At 39.6% G+C, this 26947-nt stretch carries 27 protein-coding genes; 22 read left to right on the top strand and 5 right to left on the bottom strand.

Annotation, left to right across the window (positions count from 1 at the left end; translation table 11 throughout):
- Positions 1-4: 4 nt before the first annotated feature.
- From pcaH to GO593_RS17205, 10 genes are all read left to right on the top strand, one after another.
- Entirely contained in the window at positions 5-730 is a 726-nt protein-coding gene (gene pcaH / locus GO593_RS17250; protein ID WP_000077911.1) for a protocatechuate 3,4-dioxygenase subunit beta, read from the top strand.
- A gap of 14 nt (positions 731-744) precedes the next feature.
- Positions 745-1374, top strand: coding sequence for a protocatechuate 3,4-dioxygenase subunit alpha (pcaG, locus tag GO593_RS17245; RefSeq protein WP_001067206.1), 630 nt, complete (start codon positions 745-747; stop codon positions 1372-1374).
- A gap of 68 nt (positions 1375-1442) precedes the next feature.
- A complete protein-coding gene (gene aroD / locus GO593_RS17240) occupies positions 1443-2270 on the top strand; it encodes a type I 3-dehydroquinate dehydratase (RefSeq protein ID WP_100223326.1) in 828 nt (275 codons plus the stop codon).
- A gap of 19 nt (positions 2271-2289) precedes the next feature.
- On the top strand, positions 2290-3744 hold the full coding sequence (locus GO593_RS17235; protein ID WP_001094694.1) for a right-handed parallel beta-helix repeat-containing protein: 1455 nt from the start codon (positions 2290-2292) through the stop codon (positions 3742-3744).
- Positions 3745-3813: 69 nt separating this feature from the next.
- Complete coding sequence (locus tag GO593_RS17230) at positions 3814-5133, top strand: carbohydrate porin (protein WP_001133187.1); 1320 nt, start codon at positions 3814-3816, stop codon at positions 5131-5133.
- Between the two features lie 82 nt (positions 5134-5215).
- The gene (locus tag GO593_RS17225; RefSeq protein WP_000004235.1) at positions 5216-7645 is read left to right on the top strand and encodes a glucose/quinate/shikimate family membrane-bound PQQ-dependent dehydrogenase; all 2430 of its coding nucleotides are present in this window, start codon (positions 5216-5218) and stop codon (positions 7643-7645) included.
- Positions 7646-8275: 630 nt separating this feature from the next.
- Complete coding sequence (locus GO593_RS17220) at positions 8276-8743, top strand: DUF6438 domain-containing protein (RefSeq protein ID WP_001211836.1); 468 nt, start codon at positions 8276-8278, stop codon at positions 8741-8743.
- Between the two features lie 135 nt (positions 8744-8878).
- Positions 8879-9292 carry a YeeE/YedE family protein gene (locus tag GO593_RS17215; protein WP_000095338.1) on the top strand — a complete coding sequence of 138 codons (414 nt, stop codon included), beginning with the start codon at positions 8879-8881 and terminating at the stop codon, positions 9290-9292.
- Between the two features lie 4 nt (positions 9293-9296).
- Complete coding sequence (locus GO593_RS17210; protein ID WP_000789130.1) at positions 9297-9710, top strand: DUF6691 family protein; 414 nt, start codon at positions 9297-9299, stop codon at positions 9708-9710.
- Between the two features lie 4 nt (positions 9711-9714).
- On the top strand, positions 9715-10581 hold the full coding sequence (locus GO593_RS17205) for an MBL fold metallo-hydrolase (RefSeq protein ID WP_001187029.1): 867 nt from the start codon (positions 9715-9717) through the stop codon (positions 10579-10581).
- A 92-nt stretch (positions 10582-10673) separates the two neighbouring features.
- Here GO593_RS17205 and pcaU read toward each other — a convergent pair whose 3' ends face one another.
- Positions 10674-11486, bottom strand: a complete 813-nt coding sequence (pcaU, locus tag GO593_RS17200) for an IclR family transcriptional regulator PcaU (RefSeq protein ID WP_000030961.1) — start codon at positions 11484-11486, stop codon at positions 10674-10676.
- Between the two features lie 42 nt (positions 11487-11528).
- Positions 11529-12449 (bottom strand): LysR family transcriptional regulator, encoded by a 921-nt coding sequence (locus tag GO593_RS17195; RefSeq protein ID WP_001059568.1) that lies wholly within the window; start codon positions 12447-12449, stop codon positions 11529-11531.
- A gap of 88 nt (positions 12450-12537) precedes the next feature.
- Between GO593_RS17195 and GO593_RS17190 the strand changes: the two genes are divergently transcribed.
- Genes GO593_RS17190 through GO593_RS17175 form a run of 4 tightly spaced genes read left to right on the top strand, consistent with a single transcriptional unit; the run spans position 12538 to position 16372 of the window.
- Positions 12538-13779 carry an acyl-CoA dehydrogenase family protein gene (locus GO593_RS17190; RefSeq protein ID WP_000462456.1) on the top strand — a complete coding sequence of 414 codons (1242 nt, stop codon included), beginning with the start codon at positions 12538-12540 and terminating at the stop codon, positions 13777-13779.
- Positions 13780-13796: 17 nt separating this feature from the next.
- Positions 13797-14918 (top strand): phosphotransferase family protein, encoded by a 1122-nt coding sequence (locus tag GO593_RS17185; RefSeq protein WP_000110890.1) that lies wholly within the window; start codon positions 13797-13799, stop codon positions 14916-14918.
- On the top strand, positions 14915-15613 hold the full coding sequence (locus GO593_RS17180; protein ID WP_000208316.1) for a histidine phosphatase family protein: 699 nt from the start codon (positions 14915-14917) through the stop codon (positions 15611-15613). The genes GO593_RS17185 and GO593_RS17180 overlap by 4 nt, the downstream gene beginning before the upstream one ends.
- Before the next feature lie 15 nt (positions 15614-15628).
- Positions 15629-16372 carry an SDR family oxidoreductase gene (locus GO593_RS17175; RefSeq protein ID WP_001140449.1) on the top strand — a complete coding sequence of 248 codons (744 nt, stop codon included), beginning with the start codon at positions 15629-15631 and terminating at the stop codon, positions 16370-16372.
- A gap of 35 nt (positions 16373-16407) precedes the next feature.
- Here the strand turns inward: GO593_RS17175 and GO593_RS17170 are convergent, their stop codons facing one another.
- The 3 genes from GO593_RS17170 to GO593_RS17160 form a co-directional block, all read right to left on the bottom strand.
- Positions 16408-17664: an OprD family outer membrane porin gene (locus GO593_RS17170; protein ID WP_000418528.1), complete on the bottom strand. Its 1257-nt coding sequence runs from the start codon at positions 17662-17664 to the stop codon at positions 16408-16410.
- A gap of 116 nt (positions 17665-17780) precedes the next feature.
- Positions 17781-19130 carry a spinster family MFS transporter gene (locus GO593_RS17165; protein ID WP_001076616.1) on the bottom strand — a complete coding sequence of 450 codons (1350 nt, stop codon included), beginning with the start codon at positions 19128-19130 and terminating at the stop codon, positions 17781-17783.
- Between the two features lie 412 nt (positions 19131-19542).
- The gene (locus GO593_RS17160) at positions 19543-20010 is read right to left on the bottom strand and encodes a MarR family winged helix-turn-helix transcriptional regulator (protein ID WP_002036546.1); all 468 of its coding nucleotides are present in this window, start codon (positions 20008-20010) and stop codon (positions 19543-19545) included.
- Positions 20011-20159: 149 nt separating this feature from the next.
- On the opposite strand from GO593_RS17160, the gene GO593_RS17155 reads away from it, so the two are divergent.
- The 8 genes from GO593_RS17155 to GO593_RS17120 are packed head-to-tail and all read left to right on the top strand — an operon-like array spanning position 20160 to position 26919.
- A complete protein-coding gene (locus GO593_RS17155) occupies positions 20160-21269 on the top strand; it encodes an amidase (protein WP_001021603.1) in 1110 nt (369 codons plus the stop codon).
- A gap of 36 nt (positions 21270-21305) precedes the next feature.
- Positions 21306-22454: an acyl-CoA dehydrogenase family protein gene (locus GO593_RS17150; RefSeq protein WP_100223325.1), complete on the top strand. Its 1149-nt coding sequence runs from the start codon at positions 21306-21308 to the stop codon at positions 22452-22454.
- A gap of 28 nt (positions 22455-22482) precedes the next feature.
- Entirely contained in the window at positions 22483-22842 is a 360-nt protein-coding gene (locus tag GO593_RS17145) for a hypothetical protein (protein ID WP_000387550.1), read from the top strand.
- A 10-nt stretch (positions 22843-22852) separates the two neighbouring features.
- Positions 22853-23380, top strand: a complete 528-nt coding sequence (locus tag GO593_RS17140; protein ID WP_000130500.1) for a nuclear transport factor 2 family protein — start codon at positions 22853-22855, stop codon at positions 23378-23380.
- 29 nt (positions 23381-23409) lie between these two features.
- Positions 23410-24687 (top strand): aromatic ring-hydroxylating oxygenase subunit alpha, encoded by a 1278-nt coding sequence (locus tag GO593_RS17135; protein WP_001084470.1) that lies wholly within the window; start codon positions 23410-23412, stop codon positions 24685-24687.
- Positions 24688-24697: 10 nt separating this feature from the next.
- The gene (locus GO593_RS17130) at positions 24698-25183 is read left to right on the top strand and encodes an aromatic-ring-hydroxylating dioxygenase subunit beta (RefSeq protein WP_001056936.1); all 486 of its coding nucleotides are present in this window, start codon (positions 24698-24700) and stop codon (positions 25181-25183) included.
- Positions 25184-25193: 10 nt separating this feature from the next.
- Positions 25194-25931: an SDR family NAD(P)-dependent oxidoreductase gene (locus tag GO593_RS17125; protein ID WP_000815907.1), complete on the top strand. Its 738-nt coding sequence runs from the start codon at positions 25194-25196 to the stop codon at positions 25929-25931.
- A gap of 34 nt (positions 25932-25965) precedes the next feature.
- Positions 25966-26919, top strand: a complete 954-nt coding sequence (locus GO593_RS17120; RefSeq protein WP_000210290.1) for a PDR/VanB family oxidoreductase — start codon at positions 25966-25968, stop codon at positions 26917-26919.
- Positions 26920-26947: the final 28 nt, after the last annotated feature.

Here is a 26947-nt window from a genome sequence, read left to right as displayed (position 1 = left end):
AAAGATGTCACAACATAGCTGGGGTGCTTACGCCCAACGTAATACAGATGATCATCCACCAGCGTATACGCCAGGTTATAAAACAAGTGTATTACGTTCGCCAAAAAATGCATTGATCTCAATTAATGAGACTTTAACTGAAGTCACTGCGCCGCATTTTTCTTCAAATTTGTTTGGCCCAAAAGATAACGATTTGATTTTGAACTATGCCAAAGATGGTTTGCCAATTGGTGAGCGTGTCATTGTTCATGGCTATGTTCGTGATCAATTTGGTCGTCCTGTAAAAAATGCACTTCTAGAAGTATGGCAAGCCAATGCTTCTGGTCGTTACCGCCATCCAAACGATAAGTTTATTGGTGCAATAGACCCTAACTTTGGTGGTTGTGGTCGTACCTTAACTGATGAAAACGGTTTTTATATTTTCCGTACCATTAAACCGGGTCCGTACCCATGGCGTAACCGTATTAATGAATGGCGTCCTGCTCATATTCATTTCTCTTTAATTGCTGATGGTTGGGCTCAGCGTCTGATTTCGCAGTTTTATTTTGAGGGCGATACGCTCATTGATACTTGCCCGATCTTAAAAACGATCCCTTCTGAAGATCAACGTCGTGCCTTGATTGCACTAGAAGATAAAAACAACTTTATCGAAGCAGATAGCCGTTGTTACCGTTTTGACATCACTTTACGTGGACGTCGAGCGACTTACTTCGAAAATGATTTGACTTAATCGGGAGCACGAGCATGAACAACTGGAATTTTCAGGAATTAAAAGAAACTCCATCTCAAACAGGTGGTCCTTACGTTCACATTGGCTTATTGCCACAACAGGCCGGTATTGAAGTTTTTGAAAACAACTTTAATAACCAGTTAGTTCAAGACCAGACAAAAGGTGAGCGTATTCGTCTTGAAGGTCAAGTGTTTGACGGATTAGGTTTACCGCTACGTGATGTACTCATTGAGATTTGGCAGGCTGATGCGAACGGTATTTATCCAAGTCAGGCAGATACGCGTGAGCAAAAAGCTGACCCGGCATTTCAGGGTTGGGGCCGTACAGGTGCCGATTTTGAAACAGGCGTTTGGAGTTTCAATACGATTAAACCGGGCGCGACAGCAGGTCGTAAGGGTTCAACTCAAGCTCCACATATTGCGTTAGTTATTTTCGCTCGCGGTATTAACTTGGGTCTTCATACACGTGTTTATTTTGAAGATGAAGCAGAGGCAAATGCTAACGATCCAATTCTAAATAGCATTGAATGGGCCCCACGTCGCCAAACTCTTATTGCAAAACGTTTTGAAGAAAATGGTGAAGTTGTTTACCGCTTTGATATTCGTATTCAAGGCGATGACGAAACTGTATTTTTTGATATTTAAGAAACACCTAAGGCTACACCTGATTATTCAAGGATGCGTGTAGCCTTTTTAAGGATGAACATATGAACATGAAAACATTATTAAGCCTAAGTTTGCTTGCACTCCCATTTTTTACTGCACAGGTAAATGCTGAACCTGTTGCTTTAGCTGCTCAGACACAACCTGCCGCTACAGCCGTTCAAACGATTGTTCCGATTACTGCAAAAACCAAAGAACAAGCTTTGGCACAAGCTCAAGTCATTGCAAATACAGCAGATGCTGATTTGGCAGAGTTTCGTATCGATTTACTTAGTTTTGCGAGTGATACAAAACAAGTGATTGCCTTGGGCCATGAGTTGAAAAAGATTTTGGGCAATAAGCCAATGATTGCCACCATTCGTACAAAAAACGAAGGCGGCCAGCTTGAAATTAGTGATGTGGATTATGGTAAAACTTATCAGGCTTACTTAAAGAATCCGTTCATGGACTGGTTAGATGTTGAAATGTTCCGTGATCAAAAAGTAGTTTCAGAAATTGTTCAAAAAGCACATCAAAAGAAAGTGCTAATTGTCATGTCTAACCATGACTTCCAAAAAACACCAAGCCAAGATGAAATTGAAAAACGCTTGTTAAAACAAGATCAAATGGGCGCAGATATTCTCAAAATTGCTGTAATGCCTAAATCTAAACAAGATGTTTTCACTTTAATGAACGCAACTTTAAAAGTAAGTCAGCAAACCACTAAGCCTTTATTAACGATGTCGATGGGGCAATTAGGTACGATTTCTCGTGTTGCGACTGCCAATATGGGCGGAAGTTATAGCTTTGGCATGATTGGTCAGGCTTCTGCACCGGGTCAAATTGATGTGACCAAGCTCAAACAGATTTTACAAACAGTTCAACCAACAAACCCATAAATCATAAGGATATGATGAAATGAATACATTACGTTTAACTACTCTTGCATTAGGTTTGATGGTTTCAGGCATAGCTGCGGCTCAAACTTATGTGGTTGACCGTTATCAAGACGATAGCAATAAAGGCTCTTTACGCTGGGCAATTGAACAAGCCAATGCAAACCCAAGCGAAGCTAGCGACATTTTGATTCAAGCAGTAGGTAAAGCGCCTTATGCGATTAAATTAAATAGTGCACTTCCTGAAATTAAAGCACCTGTCAAAATCATTGGTACAGAGTGGGATAAAACTGGCGAATACATCGCAATTGATGGTTCAAATTATATTAAAGGCGAAGGTGCAAAAGCTTGTCCTGGTGCAAACCCTGAACAGTACGGCACCAATGTACGTACGATGACTTTACCGGGATTGGTACTGCGTGACGTCAACAATGTCACTTTAAAAGGTTTAGACATTCATCGCTTCTGTATTGGGGTATTGATTAACCGTTCAAGCAATAACCTTATTCAACACAACCGTATTAGTAATAACTACGGTGGTGCTGGTGTTATGTTGACGGGTGATGATGGTCAAGGTAACCCAACTGCAACCACCACCAATAACAACAAAGTTTTAGACAACATTTTCCAAGACAATGGTGATGGTCTAGAGCTGACACGTGGTGCTGCGTTTAACTTAATTGCTAATAATCATTTTGTTTCAACCAAAGCAAATCCTGAACCATCACAAGGTATTGAAATCTTGTGGGGTAATGATAATGCCGTAGTTGGTAATAAATTCGAAAACTACTCCGATGGCTTACAGATTAACTGGGGTAAGCGTAACTATATCGCTTACAACGAAATGACCAATAACTCGATTGGTTTCAACATGACAGGCGATGGCAACATTCTTGATAGCAATAAAGTACATGGTAACCGTATTGGTGTAGCCATCCGTTCTGAAAAAGATGCAAATGCAAGAATTACATTGACTAAAAACCTGATTTGGGACAATGGTAAAGATATTAAACGCTGTGAAGCGGGTGGTTCATGTGTACCAGATCAGCGTTTGGGTGCAATTGTATTTGCTGTGCCTGCACTTGAGCATGCCGGATTTGTCGGTTCTCGTGGTGGTGGTGTGATTGTCGACCCATCTAAGCAACAAAAAACATGTACTCAGCCAAATGAACAAGGCTGTAATGCTCAACCTAATCAGGGCATTAAAGCGCCTAAATTAACTGCAAATAAAGGTTTAGTTGCGGTAGAAGTCAATGGCTTACCAAATCAACGCTATCAAGTTGAGTTTTTTGGCAACCAAAATGCGGCATCAAAAGAAGCTGAGCAATATTTAGGAGCAATAACTGTTGCTACAGATGCACAAGGGATCGCAAAAGCAAATTGGAAGCCGTCTGTAAAAGTTGCCTCAATTACAGCGAATATTACTGATCGTTTTGGAGCTACGTCTGAACTTAGTTCGGCCGTACAAACTAAATAATAACAATAAGGAAAGCGCCTCAAACCGAGGCACAGCATAGAAATATAGAAATGATAAAAGGGACTTGAAATGCCAAATTTAATGAAATTGAGTGCTTTAACGCTCGCTGTACTAGGTAGCCAATTTACGCTTGCGAATGAGCCGTGGTCACAAGACCGTCAATGGTTGCTAGGCGACTGGAATGGAAAACGCCAGCAATTAGAGCAGCAGGGCTATAAATTTACAGCTTCCATTATGAGCCAAAGTGCCACAAATTTAGACGGCGGTTATAACGACAGCAATACTTTTGAAAATGCTGCACAACTTTCTTTAGGTGCCAACTTCGATTTAGAAAAAATTGCTGGATGGAAAGATACAACAGCGAGCCTAGTCGTGACTAAACGTGACGGCAATGCACTAACTCTCGAGCGTATTAAAGACCCACGTTCTAGCCAATTGGGCAATGCTCAAGAAATTTACGGACGCGGTAAAATCTGGCGTCTGTCTCAAGCGTGGGTGAAGAAGGGCTTTGTTGATAATACTGTACAGGTCAAATTTGGTCGTATGGGAATGTCAGAGGACTTTAATAGTTCTCAATGTGAGTTTCAGAACTTATTGCTTTGCGGTGGGCAGTTAGGAAAATCAATTGGTTCAATTTGGTATAACTCACCAGTCGGTGTTTGGGCTACAAACGTTAAATATCAGTTTGCACCTGAGTGGACTTTAGGTGTTGGTGTGTATGAGGTCAATCCAGACAATATTAAAACCGAATCAAATAGTGATGGTTTTAATCTGGATATGAATAACGTCAAGGGTGCTACCATACCAGTTGAACTTGCATGGAAACCAAAACTTGCTGCTTTTAATGGTTTACCGGGTGAATATAAAGTAGGTGCGCTGTACTCAACCGCAGAAGCAAATGATATTAAAACTGCGGGTAAAGTGCATGACGGAAAACAAAGCTTCTGGATTAATGCACAGCAACAACTTAGCCATGCCGGCCAAGATCCGAAACGCGGTTTATATGTCAGTTTTAATGGCGTTGTAAATGATAAAGCAACGACTTTTGTTCAAAGTACGCAACAGCTTGCTCTTTGGTATAAGGGACCGTTTGATAGCCGTCCAAACGATTCGATTGGCTTTGGTATTGCCAATTATGTAGTCAATGATCGTGCTAAAGATAAACAGATCGCGACAAACGAAAGCCGCGGATACTATAGCTATGATCCGATTGCATCTGACTATATTCCAATTCAAGACGACGAGTTAAATGTCGAGTTGAACTATACCTATCAATGGTCTCCGGCCGTCATGTTACGTCCAAACATTCAATATATCCATCAACCTGCTGGTGTGAAAGAAGTCGATGATGCTTGGGTGGCAGGTCTGAGTGTAAAAGTTAATTTTTAATAATATTGATGGCTGGTTAGACATAGTTTAACTGGCCCAAATGCTTGAACTATTCGGGTTCAGTATATGTGGAGTAGGATCTATGTCTGAGTCAGATTCTAAGTTTCATATCTTATTCAAAATATGGTGTTTTATTTTAGGTTTAGCTTTATTGGCTACTGGTATTTTTTATATCGTGGGCGGTGGAAAGCTAGTATCTCTCGGTGGTTCTTGGTATTTCCTTATCTCAGGACTGTTTATAACCATTTCAGCAATTAGTATTTTCCGAAAAAAAGCGCTGGGCGTCTGGATTTTTGCGGCTGTTTTTGTTGGTACCGTAATTTGGTCACTCATTGATGCTGGATGGGAGTTTTGGCCGTTATTCTCGCGCTTAATGTTTCCTGCTGGTCTTTTTGCTGCGTTGTTATTTACCTTACCTTCAATTCGACGCTACCAATTTCAAACTAGTTTGGCATCTTCAGCCTATGCAGTAGGTGGCTTAGTCGTTGTGGGTATGTTGATTGCGCTCTATCAAATGTTCCAACCGCATCCAACAGTAGCAAGCTCAGGTGAAAAACTACCTTTAGTACCAGTTGACCCATCTAAAAAACAGGTGAATTGGGAAAATTATGGAAATGATGCGGGTGGTAGTCGCTTTGTTGCTCTCGATCAAATTAACCGAGATAACGTTCATAAACTAAAAGAAGCTTGGCGCTTTAGAACAGGTGATTTTACAACGGGTAGCGGTAATGGTGCCGAAGACCAAATGACGCCGCTACAAGTTGGAAATAAAGTCTTTTTATGTACGCCACATAACAACATTTTTGCAATAGATGCCGACTCGGGCAAACAACTCTGGAAAGCTGAGGTGAACTCTACAGCCGATGCTTGGGAACGCTGCCGTGGTGTTGCATACTTCGATTCAACTAAACCACTAGTGCAACCAACTTTAGCTGGTGCAACTCCGGTCACTACTGTTGCTAGCAACACAGCCTGTCCACGCCGTGTATATACCAATACGCCAGATGGCCGTTTAATTGCAGTTAATGCAGATAATGGTCAGCGCTGTGCAGACTTTGGTGTAAATGGAACAGTTGATCTACTCGAAGGCTTAGGCGGTGGGACTAAGGCTCCACGTTTTGAAGTGACTTCTGCACCAACTATTGCCGGAACAACTATTGTGGTGGGTAGCCGTATTGCAGACAACGTGGCAGCAGATATGCCGGGTGGTGTAATACGTGGTTATGACGTGATCACGGGTAAACTTCGCTGGGCATTTGACCCGCGTAATCCAGATCCTAACTATGTTCTTAAACCGGGTGAAACCTATAAACGTAGTTCGGCAAACTCTTGGGCTGCAATGTCATATGATCCACAAATGAATACGGTGTTTTTACCGATGGGTAGTTCATCTGTCGACATTTGGGGTGGTAACCGTAATCCGTTAGATCACAAATACAATACTTCTGTTTTGGCACTTGATGCGACAACGGGTAAAGAAAAGTGGGTATATCAAACTGTTCATAACGATTTATGGGACTTTGACTTACCAATGCAACCAAGTCTAGTCGACTTTCCATTAAAAGATGGTACGACTAAGCCAGCTGTTGTGATTGGAACCAAATCAGGTCAATTCTTTGTCCTTGACCGCATAACTGGTAAACCGCTAACTAAAGTAATTGAACAGCCAGTGAAAGCGGCAAATATTCCGGGTGAGCAATACAGTTTAACTCAACCACGTTCTGTTGAAATGCCTCAAATTGGTAATCAGACTTTAACTGAGTCAGATATGTGGGGTGCAACGCCGTTTGATCAGCTCATGTGTCGTATTAACTTTAAGTCAATGCGTTACGAAGGTTTATTTACTGCACCGGGTACTGATGTTTCATTAAGCTTCCCTGGTTCTTTAGGTGGCATGAACTGGGGTAGTATTGCTTTTGACCCGACACATCGTTACATGTTCGTAAACGATATGCGTCTTGGTTTATGGGTTCAACTCATTAAACAAACACCTGAAGATATTAAGATTCAGGCGAGTGGTGGCGAAAAAGTAAATACAGGTATGGGTGCTGTACCAATGAAAGGTACACCATATAAAGTGAATAAAAACCGCTTTATGTCCGCTTTAAGTATTCCTTGTCAAAAACCACCGTTTGGTACCATGACAGCAATTGACATGAAAACTCGTCAGATTGCATGGCAAGTACCACTTGGTACAGTTGAGGACACTGGACCACTTGGTATTAAGATGGGCTTGAAAGCACCGATTGGTATGCCAACTATTGGTGGGCCAATGGCAACTCAAGGTGGTTTAGTTTTCTTTGCTGCAACTCAAGATTATTACTTGCGTGCTTTTGATTCATCTACAGGTAAAGAGCTGTGGAAGTCACGTATGCCAGTAGGTAGTCAAGGTACACCAATCAGCTATGTTTCACCTAAAACAGGTAAACAATATGTAGTGGTTACCGCGGGTGGTGCACGACAGTCCCCAGACCATGGTGATTATGTGATCGCATATAGTTTAGAGAAATAATGAAAGAGGGCAAAAGGTTAAATTTTCTTTTGCCCTTATTTTTTTAATATCTTTTTTCTATTAGAGTGTTTGCGTAAATTCTGTAATTTTAGTGAGATAGCTTTACCAAATAGTAAAAAAGTGCTTGAAGTTATTGCTAAACTTAAAATATTCCTATAATTGATTCATCCTGAACACTAGATATAGCCGAACTATTAAGCATTTTTTTATAATGTTTTACCTATAAATAAAATTTCAAAATTTATTAAGTTTTGTTTAACTTAAAGTTGTGAATTTTAATTAAAAATAAACATTATTGAGTTTTTAACTCTAAAAAACAGGTTTTTTTTGTTGGAAAAACGAGCGTAAATATATACTTATATTATATTTAAATAATGTATTGCATTAAGATAGAATGGTCGGCGCAGGTTATTACTACCCAGTAATAATTTGTATTTCAGGAATTTAAGCTTTAATTGGCTTAAGGCTCATCTAACGATGGGCCTTTTTTTATGTGCTTTATATTTTAATTTTCTTAATAACTAAAAATAGCCTAAGTAATAGCAAATAATACTATGAAAAATGAGTCTTTAATGACAATTTGCATATGATTTGTTAGATTAATGCCACTTGATAATAATAGGTGATGTAATGAGATTTTTAGTTCTTGCAACTTTATCCGGTTTGGCTTTAATGGGTTGTGCTTCTGTTCAACAAGCACCTAATACACAAGAAACCATTCGTTATGCTTCTAGTCCATGTTTCGGCGCATGCCCAATTTACTCAGTAGAAGTAACACCTACAGGTTTAATTCGTTTTGAAGGTAAGCAATATACAAAAGCAATTGGTGTTAAAGAAATTCAAGGTAGCGTAAAAGATTATCAAAAACTTGCTGATGAATTAAAAACTTATCGTCCGCAAACAGGAACCCAATCTAAAACTGCAGGTTGTCAGCAAACTGCGACCGATATGTCTAGCTATTACATCACCTGGATTCAACCAAATGGTACAGAAACAAAATTAAGCCATTACACAGGTTGTATCTCTCCAGCAAATAATAGATTAAATAAAGTTATGGAAAAATTACCTGAACAATTAGGCATTAAAGATCTAATTTAATGATAAAAGCCCCAAAATCTTGGGGCTTTTTCTTGTTAAGAAGAATTATAAACTTAAAAGTTTTATATTAAGTATTTCTAAAAGAATCAGCGTATAATACAGATTATAAAAACATATATTGTTAAGAGTGCTTATATGTCAAGTATTGTCTATGCCTTTGTGGGTGGTTTATTACTCGGTATCGCAACAGTTGGGTATTTATATATAAATGGTCGTATAGCTGGAATTAGTGGTTTACTTGCTCAATTCATTAGCCCATCTAGAGATATATTTAAAAGTTCTGCATTCTGGTTCATTGCAGGACTCGTGATTACACCTTTCATATATGGTTATTTCTATCAGCCTGAAATCGAAATTAAAGCCAATTCATTTGTACTTATTCTAGCAGGGTTACTTGTTGGTTTTGGTACTCGACTTGGATCAGGCTGTACAAGTGGGCATGGTATTTGTGGTATGAGCAGGCTATCAAAACGCTCAATAATAGCGACCGCAATTTTTATGTTTGCTGGCATGCTGACTGTTTATATTATTCGCCATGTGTTGGGGTAATCTTATGAAAAATATCTTTGCTTTTATATTTGGTGGTTTGTTTTCATTGGGGTTAATGATTTCTGGTATGTCTAACCCTGCAAAGGTTTTAGGGTTTCTAGATATTTTTGGGCAATGGGATATTAGCTTAATGTTTGTGATGCTAGGTGCTATTGCTGTGGCATTTATTCCGTTTCAAAGGGCCATTAAAAAACCAAAAACGATTTTTAATGAACAAATTCAATTACCAACAAATACACAGATTGACCAAAGGTTAATTGTAGGCGCTTTTATTTTCGGTATAGGCTGGGGAATAGCAGGTATATGTCCAGCGCCCGCTTTAACTCTTATTGGATTAGGGTATTTTGAAGCACTTTATTTTATTGTCGCGATGTTAGTAGGAATGTTTATTTACCGAATTTTAAATAAAGGAAATTAAAGCTATGCAACAACCTCTAGTAAAAGATTTTTTTGATGAAAATACCAATACTTTTAGCTATGTTGTTGCGGATTTAGCGACTCGTCAATGCGCAATTATTGATAGTGTGCTTGACTATGATGCTGCTTCGGCCACTACAAAAACAACTAATGCTGATCTGATCGTCGATTATGTCTTGGCGCAAAACTTCAAAGTACAATGGATTTTAGAAACCCATGTACATGCGGACCATATGACTGCGGCTCAATATTTAAAATCTAAATTAGGCGGTACAATTGCGATTAGTCAAAAAATCTCGGTAGTACAAGAAACATTTTCGGCTATTTATAATTTTGATTTTAAGAAATTCAATGAAAATCAGTCTTTTGATTATTTATTTGGAGATTATGAACATTTCAAAATAGGGGAGGTAGAAGCCTATAACATTCCTACACCAGGGCATACACCTGCTTGCTTAAGCTATGTGATTGGTAATGCTGTTTTTGTAGGTGATACTTTATTTATGCCTGATTATGGTTCGGCCAGATGCGACTTTCCTAAAGGAAGTGCTGCTGAGCTTTATGATTCGGTACAAAAACTTTATACACTTCCTGACGACATGCGTATGTTCTTATGCCATGACTATAAGCCCGAAGGTCGTGATGAATATATCTGTCAAACAGATATAAAAACTCAAAAGCAAAGCAATATCCATTTAAATCGACGAGTTTCCAAAGAATCATTCATAAAAATGCGTCAAGAAAGAGATGCTACTTTGGCAATGCCAAAATTAATTCTGCCTTCAATTCAAATTAATATGAACGGTGGAAATTTTCCGGAACCTGAAGCGAATGGCATCCGCTATTTAAAAATCCCATTTAATTACTTTTAGAAATAGCCTAAGCGTATATTCCAACTATTTTATTTATTCAAATAGCCTAAGCAAAAATAAAATTAATCTTATGGAAATAGCCTAAGCAAGATTTAAAGAACTTGTCTTAAATCCCGCGCAGTCTCTTGCAATAGCGGCAAAATATGTTGAATTAAATATTCTTCAGTTGTTCTCATGGTTGGAGAAACAATGTTTAAAGCAGCAACCACTTTAAAGTCTTGTCCATAAATCGGTACGGCGAGCGCATGGACACCTAATTCGTGCTCTTCACGTGAATAACACCAATCTTGTTCTCGGATTTCTTTTAGTAACTCTAAAAATTTATCATTTTCGACATGCGTATATTTAGTTAAACGCTGAAGCGGATATTTTTGGAGCCAGTCCAATTGTTCTTCTTGGCTTAAATGTGCCAGTAAAATTTTACCCGCTGAAGTTGCATGAGCAGGTAAGCGATTACCCAAATGCAAACCATATGGATTTACACGGTCAGTTTGTTGGTGGGCAGCACTACGGGCAATCGTAATGGCTTCATAACCATCAAGTACCATCACCGAATAAATGAGAGAGGTTTGGTTAGTTAGAAGATTTAATAAAGGTTGAGATACTTTTGGAAGCTGAGCTGCACCTAAATAAGCTCCTGAAAATTTGAGTACTTTAGGGGTTAAATAGTAATAGTGGCCATCTGACTCAAGATACCCTAAATATTCTAAAGTTAATAAATGGCGTCTTGCTGCTGCTCGGGTGAGCCCGGTTTTTTCAGCCGCCATAGAAATGTTTAAACGATGTTGATTACTACTAAAGCTATCTAAAATCGCCATGCCTTTACCAATGCCAGCAATGTAATCTTCATGACGAATCGTTTTTTTGTTGTCCTGATTCTGGATTATCCGTTCATCTTTACTCATTACTGGTCCTTGTACGATAGAAGCTTAATAGATCAATTCGCTTTACTGAAAAAGTTTAATAATTTCATGTCGCAAAAATTGATGCCTTAAATTATCCCTTAAATCTTCGTGCCAAAACATACCCATTTTAATATTGGTCATTTCAAAGGGTAGAGAATGTAACCGAATCTTAGGGCTATAAGATAAATGCTGCAAAATCATACGGGGCATGGTGAGTATTGCGTCGGCTTGGGCTCCCAAAACTTGTAATGCCGTTGAGTAGTTTTGACAGCGCATAAATACATTTCTAGAGATTTTTTGGTGTTGGTTTAAATAAATATCTTCAAGTAAAGCGCCCGTACGGCGTGACGAAACACCAATGTGACGACCACTAATATAACTAGCTAAATCGACTTCTTTAAGTTGGCTGCAAATTACAAATTCATCTGTCACCAAATGATCAAAGGTAATTTTTGGAGATAAGTATTGTTCTAGGTCAATCACGAAATCGAGCTGCTGTGTCGCCAAGTCAGTCATAATATGTTTTCGATCGAGTTTCATACTCACAAACTGCAAATCTAAATTAAGATTTTGAAAGTGTTGAGCCAATCTTGGAAGAATAATTGGCTCAATTTCGTCATGCACGGCGATTTTTAAGCTTTTTAAACTTGTTGGGTCGAACACATGCTTCTGTTGGCTAATGGTTTGAATGGTTAAAAGTGCTTGCTTAACAGTTGGATAAATCTGCTCGGCAAAAGGAGTAGCAGACATTTTATTACCTACACGTATAAATACATCATCTTCAAGTTGCTGCCGTAAACGCTGCAAAGCATGACTTGCTGCTGACTGCGTAATATTGAGACTACTTGCCGCATTTGAAATACTTTTTTGCTCATAAATCGCGATAAAAAGCGGATATAAATTGATATCAATTCGGTGAAAAAAACTTAAGTCTAGGCCATGTAGGTTATGAATATTATTCATGATGCATTATTTAATAAAATCATTTCATTCATATTAAGTTTCAAGTTATGTTGATGTAAAGACCAGATAATGATGTAAAGGAAAAAGAATGTTTGAACTCTCCAAGAAAGCTCAAGATTTTGCTGAGCGAACTAAAAAATTTATTTTAGAAGAAATAGAACCTGTCGAAGCAAAATTTTGGGAAGAAGTTCATGAGTTAAATCCAGATGGAAACTGGAAAAAATGGCAGTGGCCCGAACTTTTAGAAACTCTAAAATCTAAAGCCAAACAGGCAGGTCTTTGGAATATGTTTTTACCCGATGAAAAACTCGGTGCAGGGTTAACTGTTCAAGAATATGCGCATATTGCTGAATTAACCGGTCGTAGTTTATTGGCGCCCACGGTTTTTAACTGTAATGCACCAGATACGGGAAATATGGAAGTGTTATGGCGCTATGGCAGTGAGCAGCAGAAACAGCAATGGTTAGAGCCTTTATTGGACGGAAAAATTCGTTCGGTTTTTTGCATGACTGAACCTGATGTTGCGTCAAGCGATGCAACCAACATGCAAGCAACTGCACTCATTGACGGTAATGAAATTGTTTTAAATGGCAAAAAATGGTGGTCGTCTGGTTTAGGTGATCCAAATGCTAAAGTCATTATTTTTATGGCCCATACTCCAGATGAAACTAAAGACCGCCACCATCAACACTCTATGGTTTTAGTACCGATTGATACGGCGGGTGTAGAAATTCAACGGATGTTACCTGTGTTTGGTGACTATGATGCGCCGCATGGACATGGTGAGGTTCATTTTAATAATGTTCGAGTACCTCTTGAAAACTTTATTGGTGGAGCGGGGCAAGGTTTTGAAATTGCACAAGGTCGTTTAGGGCCGGGGCGTATTCATCATTGTATGCGCTGTATCGGAGCTGCTGAAAAAGTACTAGAGCTTATGATTGATAGAGGTATGTCTAGAACGGCGTTTGGCAAAGAAATTCTAAAACTCGGTGGAAACCTAGAGCGTGTAGCCGATGCTCGAGTAGCCATAGATCAAGCTAGACTTTTAACCTTGTATGCTGCTTATAAAATGGATACTTTAGGAAACATGGCCGCTTTAACAGAAATATCTGCAATTAAAGTAGTCGCTCCAAGCGTATTAGAAAAAGTAGTCGACATGGCAATTCAGCTACATGGCGGTGCGGGCGTTTCAAGAGATACGCCATTAACGGGTTTCTTTGCCCAAGCACGCAGTTTACGTTTAGCTGATGGCCCAGATGAAGTACATAAAGGCATGATTGCCAAATTAGAGTTGGCCAAACGTGGTTATGGTCGTCATAAGAAAGTATAAGTTTAAAGGAAGTGAATATGTCGGTAATTGATGTAGGCGGTGAAGTACGTGAAGGTGAAGAGCTTGATATTGGGGCAGTTGAAAACTGGTTAAAAAGCCAAGGTGTTGAGTTGGTTGGCCCAGCGGTCGTTACTCAATATACGGGCGGAGCGTCGAATTGGACTTATCGTTTAAAATATGAAAATACCGATTTAATTTTACGGCGTCCCCCAAAAGGAACAAAAGCGAAGTCAGCCCACGATATGGCCCGTGAATATATGGTGCAGAAAAATCTTGCGCCTTATTATCCAGTACTCCCTAAAATGGTGGCACTTTGTCAGGATGAGTCGGTCATTGGCTGTGATTTTTATGTCATGGAACGCATTGAAGGTATTATTCCTCGTGCAAAACTACCGCCTGAGCTTGGCTTTACTGAAGAAGATGTCCATCAACTTTGTGTAAATGTTATTGATAAGCTGATTGAGTTACATCAAGTTCCTTATGAGAACACGCCTTTAGCTGAACTAGGTAAAGGTACAGGATATTGCCGTAGACAAGTTGAAGGTTGGGATAAACGCTATGAAAAAGTCCGCACAATCAATGTTCCTTCATTTAAATATGTTCGAAAATGGCTAAACGATAATATCCCTCAAGATTCTACAACTTGTATCATTCACAATGATTGGCGTTTTGATAACGTGATTTTAGATCCAAAACATCCAACTGAAGTGATTGGGGTGTTGGATTGGGAAATGGCGACCTTGGGTGATCCATTAATGGATTTGGGCAGTGCTTTGGCCTATTGGGTTGAGCCTACGGATAATATGATTTTTAGATCGACACGTCGTCAGCCTACTCACTTAAAGGGAATGTTCTCTCGCAAAGAAGTTGTTGACTATTATTTGCAAAAAACTGGTCTGGAGCCTCAAAACTGGACTTTTTATGAAGTGTTTGGTGTATTCCGTTTAGCAGTGATTGCCCAGCAAATCTATTATCGTTATTACCATAAACAAACCCGAAACCCTGCTTTTAAAGATTTCTGGATTGTCATTCATGCACTACATATCAGAGCTTTAAAACTTATCGCCCAGCAAAAATTGCAAGAATCGGAATTTGCTCAGCAATCTCTACAGAAAATACAGGGTATTTTAAGAAGATGACCACAATTTATCTGGTAAGGCATGGACAGGCATCGTTTGGTAAAAGTAACTATGATGAGTTGTCTGAAAATGGTGAAGCTCAAGCGACTTTATTAGGCCAATATTTTAAGAAAATATTGAAAGAACAACCTTATGTAGTTGCAGGAACTATGCAGCGCCATGAACAAACTGCACAGCTTGCACTAAAAGAATGTTTTCCAGATGCGGTAATTCATCATAATAATTTATGGAATGAGTTTAACCATCAACAGGTTTTTGCCCGTTATGAGCCACGTTTTGAACAGCCTGAACTGTTAAAAGCCGATGTCGCAAAAGAGCATAACCCTCGCGCGTATCTTGCCAAAATCTTTGAAGGTGCGATTGAACGATGGACCGATGGCGATTTTCATCATGAATATGATGAGTCTTGGCCGCATTTTAAAAATAGAGTCGAAACGGCGCTACAGCAACTTTGTGATGAGTTGGCAAAAACCAAACCTCGTTATGCAGTCGTTTTTACCTCGGGTGGTGTGATTTCGGTAGCAATTGGCAAGCTGCTTGAACTGAGCCCTAATCGAACTTTTGCTTTGAATTGGGCAATTACCAATACAAGCCTCACGACTTTACGTTTAGTTGGAAATGAAGCTCAGGTTTTAAGTTTAAATGAACACCATTTTATAAAAGCTGAGCGTCCAGATTTACTGACATGGATTTAAAATAAGGATAAAAGCATGGCGAAGACAATTTTAATTACAGGCGCAAGTTCTGGTTTAGGCGCAGGTATGGCGCATGAATTTGCAGCAAAAGGTTATAACTTGGCGATTTGTGCACGCCGTTTAGACCGATTAGAGACTTTAAAAACCGAACTAGAACATCAGTACGGTATTAAAGTCATTGCGAAAAGTCTGGACGTTACCAATTACGATCAGGTTTTTGAAGTTTTTCGTGCCTTTAAACAAGAATTTGGCTATTTAGACCGAATTATTGTAAATGCCGGAGTCGGAAATGGTCGCCGTATTGGTAAAGGTAATTTTGAAATTAACAGAGCCACGGCCGAAACAAACTTTATCTCTGCTTTAGCACAGTGTGAGGCAGCGATTGAAATTTTTAGAGCGCAAAATGCAGGTCATTTGGTGGTCATGTCGTCTATGAGTGCGATGCGCGGATTACCAAAACATTTATCGACCTATGCGGCAAGTAAAGCTGCAGTTGCTCACTTGGCCGAGGGTATTCGTGCTGAATTACTTGATACCCCAATTAAAGTCTCAACCATTTTCCCAGGTTACATCCGAACTGAAATGAATGAAGGTGCTAAACATTTACCTTTTGAAGTCGACGCCAAAACAGGGTGTAAAGCTTTAGTCAAAGCGATCGAAAAACAACCTGTAAAAGCTTATGTACCGCAGTGGCCGTGGTTACCAATGAGTATTGCCATGAAGGTTTTACCTTTGAGATTGGTTAATAAATTAGGATAAAAATTACCCCCTAAATTTTAGGGGGTAATTTTTATTTAGAATTTTTTGGTGTAATTGACGAATAAACGGTCTTCGCCAAAGTCATTGCCGTGTTTAACGTTGTAGTCAATACGAATATATTGCAGGGCAAAGCCTTTTAAGAAAGGCTGTTGAAACGTATAGTTTAAAATCACATTTGACTCAGTTTCGTGGTTTTTCTCACCATTAGCTGCTTTAAAGTCATGACCGTAAACATATTTCACCATTGCGTTTAAGCCTGGAACGTAATCTTTAAAGTCATAGCCATACATGACATGGTAAGACTTTTCATTTTCTTTGAAAAAGCCTGTGGCATTCCAGTTAATGAAATAAGTTTCTGGTAAGAAGCCATCTGGTAATGGGTAAGCCGACTCTCCAATAATTTGTTGGTAACCCAAACCAAAGGTATGGTTTTTTACTTTGACGGTTTCAAGTAAACCAATGTTCTGGGCATCAATATCAAAGGTATTACCGTCATCTTTCGCATTGAAGTATTTAAATTTGGAAGTTAGAGCAAAAGTTGGTTGTTTCCACGTATGCTCAAGCCCTACATAGTGTTTATTGTAGAGATCTTCTAAATTACCAAAATAATATTCGCCCTTCAAAGACGGCGTAAACTGATAGCGCAGGTCAATATAATTTAAGCCATCAGATTCTTTGGTAATTCCATTTGCTGTGAACGAAAACTTTTTAAAATCTTCTTCATTTCGTGGCGAGACTTTTTCAACTCGACCAATTTCGACATAAAGTTGATCTGAAAGTTGTGACTTAAGATTGGTCCCCCAATACGAAGTGAGTAACTGGCGGCTAGCATCAACAGCCGTTACAGGTAACTCTAGCCAGAGTTCACCGACACTTAAAAGTGTTTTGTCATAACCTAGTTTTAAAGTCGCGCCGTATTTTAGATAATCAGATGCTTGAGATTGCGTTTCTTTATTAAAAGGCAAAACAGTATCTGCGACATGTTTGTCTGAACTCAAACGTACGGCGTATTGAACGGAAGCGTCAGCTCCAATGGTGATAGGTTTATCTGCTATGACTAGTGGAGTGTCATGCATTTTCGATTTATAAAATAAAGATGCTGCCTGAGACCAACTACCGGTATCTTTAAGGGCGTCATTATCAAAATCACGATTGATATAGGCATTTTTTAAAGTGAATTTCCACTCATCTTCAGTTTGCTGATTTGGATTTGCAGCCCAAGAACTGCTGCACATAATAAATAAAGTGGCAAAAGCTAAAGTGTGTGGTTTAAAACGGTGAAATAATTCCATAATCCATTTCCAAGATATATGCCAGTCCTCGGCATTACGTATTGTGAAATATTGGTGTGGTGTTCCCTAAATTGTTTAAAGGGAACTCCTGTTTTTATAAGTGGCTGTTGCTTCAATTAACGTAATTTTTCAAGCTTCATGCTTTCACTAAAGGATTTACAGCCTTTGAAAAGTAGAGCCAAAGCCAGTACACAGGACAAACCACCCACAATAGATAAAGAAGACCCCACCATTAATGGATTGCCAAAAACCTTATCTGTAATAATTGCCACTAATGTTGTACCAACACCTAGTCCAATTAAGTTACTTGCCAAAAGGAATAGGGCAGAAAGGCGTGCTCTAAATTGGTTGGGTGCTAACATTTGCAATGCTGTTGCCGAAATCACAAGTGGGAAGGAGGCAAAGAACATTGCAGGAATGAGCAAAGTTACTGAAAGCCAGAGTTGATCTGTCTGGGTAAAAAATGCAATTGGAATAATCAGGCCAACAATACCAATCACACCCGTGAACATCGGTGCATCTTGGCGTCCTTTTTTAATAAACCAGTCGTTTAGCCATCCTGCGCAAAACACGCCTAAAGTATTTGCAACTAGCAATATAGTGCCGAGCATATAGCCTGTTTCAGTCGGAGCAAGTTGAAACTTTCGAATATAAAATGCAGGTGTCCAGCTAGTTAGGCTATAGAGTGCCATTGCATAAAAGGTAAAACCTAAATAATGACAAGCAAAAGTTTTTGCATGTTTCTTGATAAACTGAAGGCACTGCGTGAATTTAACTTGGTCAACTTGTCCGCTTTGGTTGAGCTGCTGTCCTTTACGTGCAGGATCTTTAACTGTCAAAATAAATAGCAAACCTATAATAATGCCGGGTAACCCCACCACTAAAAAGGCAATTTGCCATGCCTTGAGTGCACCTAATAAAGGAACTTCAATGAGTGTCACGCCTTTAAGCAGGTTAATCACGTAACCGCCAACTAAAAAGGCGATACCTCCACCTAAGAAAGCACCAATTGAATAGATCCCGACCGCGCGGCCTAGTTTGTCTTTACTGAACATGTCACTAAACATTGAATAGGCAGCTGGAGATAAAGCTGCTTCACCAACGCCCACAGCCATACGGCTTAGGAATAGTTGAATAAAGTTTTTACTTAAACCGCAAGTTGCTGTTGCTAAGCTCCAGACAATAATCCCGATTGAAATCAGTTTTGGTCGGGAAAAACGGTCGGCAATATAGGCTAATGGTAAGCCCATCACAGCGTAGAATAGTGAAAAGGCAAGGCCATGTAACAAGCTAAATTGAGTATCTGAAAGTTGAAGGTCTGCTTTGATGGGTTCAATCATCAAGGCCAGAATTTGACGGTCAATAAATGAAAAAATATAGGCCAACATACAAAGTATGACCACATACCATGCATATGCATTGGTTTTCTTTTGTGTCCTTTCAACAGCGATATTACTTTGGTTCATACACTTAATCCTTATGTATAAAACGCTTTAAAGAAATTGATCTCTAGCTTCTATTCATCCTCAAAATTTTTGATACGTCCCCATTTGAAATGAATTATGAAACGGCTAGAAATGATTGAATTTGGTTTGGTAAGGGGCCTTGAAGAAGGTGACTTAACACAAACAGAAATAGTAATGCTGACTAGATTATTGAATTATTATTTTCTTTTTATATGTAAAATTCCATTACTTGTTGAGTATGTTTAGATACCTAAAAAGTATGTTAAGTGAGCTATTAGGAGGGTTTAATTATTATAAATATTTGAATTTAATAAATTTTACTATTTGTGGCAGATTTTTTATAGTGAGCAGCTAAAGAAAGACTAGCTTTAACTGCTCTAGAGCCCAGTTAATTTAATGTCGATGGAAATAATTAACTTGATGGCATGAGATCAAATAACTTTTTTAACTGATGATTTAGATTATGCAGTTCATCTTCTGAAAAAGCATTGAGGATCCCCGCTAAGGTAACCACACTAATTTGGTTAATCTGCTCAACAAGCTCAACACCTTTGGCCGTTAATTTCACCATCGAAATCCGTTCATCAGTGGTGGAAGAGTAGACTTCCACAATGCCATCTTCTACCAATCGATATACAGCCTTTGTTGCTGTTGTGAGTTTTAAAGTAGAAAGATTGGCAATGTCAGTGATACTGGCTTCCCCAAGCGCATTGGTACTTAAAATAATTTTGCGGCGAGTATTATCAATGCCAAGTTTCTTTATAGATTTTTCAATAAGTTGTGAATATTTACCATTAACTTGGGAAATCCAGAAAAAGGGGAAGTTTTGAATACTCGACGGTTCTTTATTGGGAAGAAATTGTTCTAAATGATCAAGCATAGCTAAGCAATAACTTAGTAAAAAAAGGGTAATTCTATTATAAACAAAATTTTGCATATTTCCTTGAACGCACATTAGAAAAATTACTTGACAATTCCATTAAATTTTCTGATATTTTAATTAATGGATAAAAATACATGGAAAAGTGAATGAATATTATTAGCCAAAGTGTGCAAAAAGGAAGCGGCAAAATTAAGGTGATGGTGAAGGACACTATAGATATTCAAGGTCTAAAAACCATTGCTGGCAGTAGAGCTTTATTAGAAGTTGAACCCGCACATGATGATGCAGAGGTGGTTAAAAACATCTTAAAAGCTGATTGCGAAATTATTGGCAAGACAAATTTGCACGAATTGGCTTTTGGAATTACGGGCATTAACCATGCTTTTGGTACACCTATTAACCCTAAATATCCTGAACTTATTCCGGGTGGCTCTTCAAGTGGTTCAGCCGCAGCAGTTGCAGCTAAACAAGCTGACTTTACTCTAGGCACTGACACGGGTGGCTCTATCCGTATGCCCGCTGCGTGCTGCGGAGTTTTTGGTTTAAAACCGACTTTTGGTCGGGTAAGTCGCGAAGGCGTATACCCGCCGTCAAGTTCTTTAGATTGCGTTGGTCCTTTTGCAAATTCAGTCGAGATGATTGAAAAAGCTATGCAAATTATTGATCCAACTTTTAAGCCGGCTGAATGCACTCGTACACCAAAACTTGCGCTGCTCAATGTCAAAGCAGATGAGGTTGTTTGGAACTGTATTTATCAAGCACTTCAAAAAGCGAATTTAGAGACCGTTTTAGAAAAAGTTGAACATTTTGAAGCAGCTTATGATGCAGGCATGCAGATTATTAACTATGAAAACTGGCAAGCTTTTGGTGAGTTAACTCAAACAGGCTTAATTGGTTCTGATGTAAATAATCGTTTATTAAAAGCAGCCCACACCACTTTAGAGCAAGTAAAGCAAGCAGAAGTTGTGAAAGCGCAGTTGACCCAAGAACTCGATGCTTTATTAGAAAAATATGATGCATTGGTTCTACCGACACTTCCACAAATTCCACCAAAAGTTTCTGAAGCTGAAAACACAGTCGCTTTTTTGAACCTAACCGGTTTAGTTCGACCATTTAATTTATCAGGACATCCAGCTATTTCAGTGCCACTTGAAACCAGTGAAGGCTTGCCTGTGGGCTTACAGTTCGTATCAAAGCATCAAAAAGATGAGCAATTATGTGCAATAGCTAAATTTTGTGTTGATGCAATGCAATAAATTACAAGGAGTTAGATGATGAATAAGTTGTCTAAAATGGAGTTTGCTGCTCAAGACAAAGCAGTTGACTTAGATGCTTTGTGCCAAGAAATTCGTGAGCGTGCCTGTGCAGGTGAGTTTGATAATCAGGCCTATGTAAGCCAAGACATTATCGAAAAACTTAAAAAAATTGGTGTTTACCGTGCTTTGGTGCCTAAACGTTTTGGTGGTGAAGAATGGTCACCACGGCAATTTTGTGAGTTGATCGAGACTTTATCTAAAGCTGATGGTTCAGTGGGTTGGGTAGCAAGTTTCGGTATGAGTCCTGCGTATTTAGGAAGTTTGCCGGAAGAAACGCTGAAAGAGTTATACCAAAACGGGCCAGATGTCGTATTTGCCGGAGGTATTTTCCCACCTCAGCCTGCCGAAATTACCGATGAAGGTGTGGTGGTGCGCGGACGTTGGAAATTTTCAAGCGGCTGTATGGGCGCTGACATTGTTGGTGTGGGAATTTCACCCCTTAAAAATAATGAAATGCAAGGTTTACCACGTATGGCCGTGATGCCTGCCAACAAAGCCAAAATTGAAATGACATGGGACACTGTTGGCCTAAAAGGTACCGGAAGTCATGATTTGGTGGTTGAAGATGTATTGGTCGAAAAGAAATGGACCTTTGTACGTGGCGAACCTTCAAAACTTAGCGAGCCATTTTTTAAATATCCATCACTGTCTTTAGCGACTCAAGTATTAACCGTGGTGGGTATTGGGGTTGCAGCTGCCGCATTAGAAGAATTTGAAAAATTAGCACCAGGTAAAGCATCTATTACAGGTGGGTCAGAAATTGCAAACCGACCAGTGACTCAATATGAGTTTGCTCAAGCTGATGCAGAGTTTCAGGCGGCAAAGTCTTGGTTTTATCAAACCATGGATATTGTCTGGAATGAAATTATTGCTGGTCGTGAAGCAACTGCTGAACAGATTAGTGATATGCGTCTGGCATGTACACATGCAGCTCGCGTTTGCGCCAAAGTGACCCGAAAAATGCAAATGCTTGCGGGTATGACAGCGATTTATACCAACAATCCATTTAGCCGTTTTGTAAATGATACCAACGTGGTGACCCAGCATGCCTTTATGGGTGATGCAACTTTACAAAATGCAGGTTTAGTCAGTTTCGGGTTAAAGCCAGCCCCAGGTTATCTATAAGTTTAAATTTTAAAAAAGGAATATTGAGATGGAAGCTAAAAAACCATTACGCGTGTTGTTTTGCATGGGTATTAACCAGAACTTTTTTGATGCAGAACCTGCTGAAGCAAAAGCGGTTTGGGCAGCATTTGGTGAAATGTGGAATGGCATTCATGACCTACCTGGTGTGCATGTTTTTGGGAATCTTGATGATGACCAAAGCATGGTGGGTGCAAGTACGGGCTGGCCTTGGACCACTTATTTGCTTGCAGATGTTCCGGATATTGAGACAGTACATGCAGCTTGTAACTTATTTAGAACGACCGTGGTGGGTGAAGGGCCATACAAACTTTGGAAATATTGCAAAGTTGAAGCTCGTGTTGGGCGTGAATTGATTATTCAACGTTAAGGCGACCGCAATGACTGACAAAGTGAATATTGCAGAAATTATAGAACGGCTAGAACAGTTGGAAGCACACAATGCCATTCGTAACTGCATAAACCGTTATATGGAAATCTGCGACGAGCTCAATGCAAATACAGATCTTTATGAGTTGATGAATCTTTTTGATCAAGACTGTATTTGGGAAGGTATTGGTGAGAAATATGCCAAATCTTTTGGCCGTTATGATTCTTGGCAGTCGATTTACGACATGTTCAAACGCTATACACAAAAAGAATCTCACTTTGTCATGAATGCACACTTTGTAAATTCAGAACAAATTTATGTAAATCAAAATGATGCAAATGCTTCATGGCTGATGTTGCAAACTTCAACTTTTCAAGATGGCCGTAGTCATCTAAATGCAGCAAAGCTCAAGGTGAAGTTTCAGAAGCAAGCAGATGGAACATGGAAAATTAAACATTTCCAAACACAGAATATTTTCAGTCGTCCGGTATCGCATTGGCACAGTGAAGCCGAGTTGCCGGTACCTTCCCAGGAATGACCCAGGACATATTTAAAAGGACTATTGATATGAACAGTATTATCCCAACGCATAACATTGGCATTGATTATGATGCTTTAGTTAAAAGTGACCGTGCCCATACCTCTCTTTATAAAGATGAACGCATTTTTGATGAAGAGATGGAAAAAATCTTTTATAGCACTTGGGTGTGGGTTGCGCATGCCAGCGAAATTCCAGAAGGCGGAAGCTATAAAACCATTAATATCGGTAAACAGCCTGTTGTAGTGGTGCGTGACCGTAAAAAGAAAGTCCATGTACTTTTAAACCGTTGCCGTCACCGTGCAGCAACCGTATGTGAACATAAAAAAGGAAAAACTAACAGTTTTGTATGCCCATATCACGGTTGGAGTTATGCACTTGATGGCAGTTTACGTGGCGTGCCATCTCCGGAAAGTTACGGCGATTGTTTAGATAAGTCAGAATTACCGCTGGTGAGTCTACGGGTAGAAGAATATAACGGCATGATCTTCGCTTCATTTAAAGAAGACATTCAACCGCTTGAAGAGTTCCTTGGGCCAGCAAAAAAATGGATTGATCTGTTTATGAAACAAGGCGCGGGTTATCCAATTAAAGTGTTGGGTGAACACCGTTTCCGTTTCCCGGGTAACTGGAAAATCCAGCTTGAAAATACCACCGATGCATATCACTTCCCGTTGGTACACAAGTCATTCTTAAGTTCTGTCGATGAAAAAACCGAAGAACTCTTTAACTTCGAAAACCAGCCGGGCTTTGTTGAAGACTTAGGAAACGGTCACAGTGTCATGGTGATGATTCCTGAACTGGTCGATTTAGAAGAAGACTTAATGGAGCGACCAATTCAAGAGCGTTTCGAAGACTTGGCTCAAGCTTTGCGTGACGAAGGGCATGAAGAGTTAGAAGTACGCCGTATTGTTCGAGCAGTTGGTGGTTCTGGCTTTAACTTAAATTTATTTCCGAATATTGCATGCTCAATGGCGTTCTTCCGTGTGTTACAGCCAATTTCAGTTGCTGAAACAGAAATTCATCACTCGGTGATTACGATGGACGGCGGTCCACAAATTGCCAATCAATATCGCTTACGTTTACATGAACATTTCCAAGGCCCATTTGGTTTTGGTACGCCAGATGACTCCGAGGCTTGGGAACGCGTACAACATGGTGCCAATGCCGGTAATGACTTATGGATCATGCTCAACCGCGGTTTACCGGGTGAAGTTAAAACTGAAGATGGCTTAAAAAGTGATGTCAGTGCTGAAACAGGTATGCGTGCAGCATATCAGCAGTGGAAAAAGATGATGACAGCTTAAGGAGAGAGCAATGAATATGAATCTGCAATTATTAAATGAAGTCACTGCTTTCATCTGGGCTGAAGCAGATATGTTAGACCACAGTGAATACCGTGAATGGCTCAATTTATGGAATGAAAAGGGCATTTATATCATTCCGATTGACCCGAATCTCACAGACTACGAAAACAACTTAAATTATGCCTATGACGATAATCATATGCGTAAGTTACGGGTAGAGCGTCTTGAAAATGGTGAGGCAATTTCTACAGCACCAAAGGCGAATACGGTACGCAGTATTTCGCGAGTACGAGTGATTCAAGATCAAGATGATGAAATCGTTTTACGTTGTGCTCAAAATTTACGTGAATTCCGTAAAGAAAACCTCAAGCATTACACGGCCGATATTACATACCATCTAACTCGTGATGCTGATACTGGTTTTAAGATTAACCGTAAAATCATTAACTTGGTTAACTCAACCGATACCTTGGCTGGTATTAGCTACATTCTTTAGGAGCGGTAACATGAAACAGGTTGTTTTAGTGACAGGTGCTGCTTCTGGACTCGGTAATGTCATTGCTGAATATTTTGCGAGCCAAGGCCATCAAGTGATTTTGTCGGCAAGTACGCTTGAAAAAGCCGAAAATGCTAAGGCACAAAGTCAGTATGCCCAAAATATGTTTCCTTTAAAGCTGGATATTTCGGTTGAGGCAGATTTTCATGCAGCGGTGCAATGGATTGAAGAGAAATTTTCTAAACTTGATGTGTTGATTAACAATGCCACCGTCACCAAAGCAACACCTGTATTAGAAATTACCGCAGCCGATTTTGATTGGGTAACCCAAGTTAACCAACGCGGCACCTTTCAAGCTTGTCAAATTATTGGCCAATATATGGCGAATAAAGGTTATGGACGCATCATTAATATGGCGTCTTTAGCGGGACAAAACGGCGGTACTGCAACGGGTGCACACTACGCGGCAACCAAAGGGGCCATTGTGACGTTAACCAAAATTTTTGCCAAAGAGTTTGCGGCAAAAGGTGTTACGGTCAATGCGATTGCACCGGGACCGATGGAGTCACCGATCGTTCATAGTGTGGTGCCAGACGAAAAAATGGAACAGTTCATCCAGAATATTCCGGTTAAAGCCTTAGGAAGTATGCATTTTATTGCTGAAACTTGTGGGTTGCTTGCGAGTCCAAATGCGAGTTTTGTGACTGGTGCAACATGGGATATTAACGGTGGTTTATTCATGCGCTAAGCCACAAGCTTAGGCATGAAAAGGGAGTTAAATCATGACTACACTTTATGATGTTGTCGTTAAAAATCGCCATGTGGAAGGTGGAAATATTGCAGTTATGGAGTTTGAATCTGCAACTTCTGCTGCATTACCAAAGGTTGAACCCGGTGCACATATTGATGTGCACTTACCGAATGGTATGGTGCGCCAATATTCGCTTTGCCAAAATCCAAATGACGAAGGAAAGTTTCGCCTTGGAATCTTACGTGACCCTGAATCACGTGGTGGCTCGATTTCTGCATTTGATGAAATTAAAGATGGGATGCAAATTCAGGTCAGTGAGCCAAAAAATTTATTTCCACTTTTAAAAGCCAAGCACAGTGTATTGATTGGCGGTGGAATCGGGATTACGCCGTTAATTACGATGGCATATCAACTTGCACATGAAGGTGCATCATTTGAGCTTCACTACTGTGGTGCTAGCCCTGAAAAATGTGCTTTTGTTGATGAAATTAAAAATGGTGTGTTAGCACAATACACAACTTTCCATTTTAAATCCGAAGGCGCAAGCCACAGAGCATTTTTTGAATCTGCCATTAAAGATATTGATTCTGAAAGTCATATTTATACCTGTGGTCCAGTCGGTTTCATGGATTGGGTGATTAACCTCGCCACGACTCACGATTTTCCTGAGCAGCAAATCCACAAAGAGTATTTCCAAGTCGAAACCGACACATCGGGAGATTCATTTGAAGTGGTGGCTGAGCGTAGCGGAAAAATCATTATGGTCGAAGCTGGCGAAACCATTTTGCAGGCTTTGGCTAAAGAAGGCATCGAGATTGAAATGTCTTGCGAGCAAGGCGTATGTGGAACCTGCATGTGCGATGTGATTGAAGGTGAACCTGATCATCGAGATGTTTATTTTACTGATGAAGAAAAAGCCAGCAATGAACAAATATTGGTGTGCTGTTCGCGCTCTAAAACACCGAGACTAGTTTTAGATATCTAATGCTCTCGCGATTTATATGGATGTAAGT

Origin of the sequence: Acinetobacter baumannii (assembly GCF_009759685.1) — a bacterium.
GTDB lineage: Bacteria > Pseudomonadota > Gammaproteobacteria > Pseudomonadales > Moraxellaceae > Acinetobacter > Acinetobacter baumannii.
Note: the sequence above shows the minus strand (reverse complement) of the source record. Positions and strands in the feature narration are given on the sequence as shown.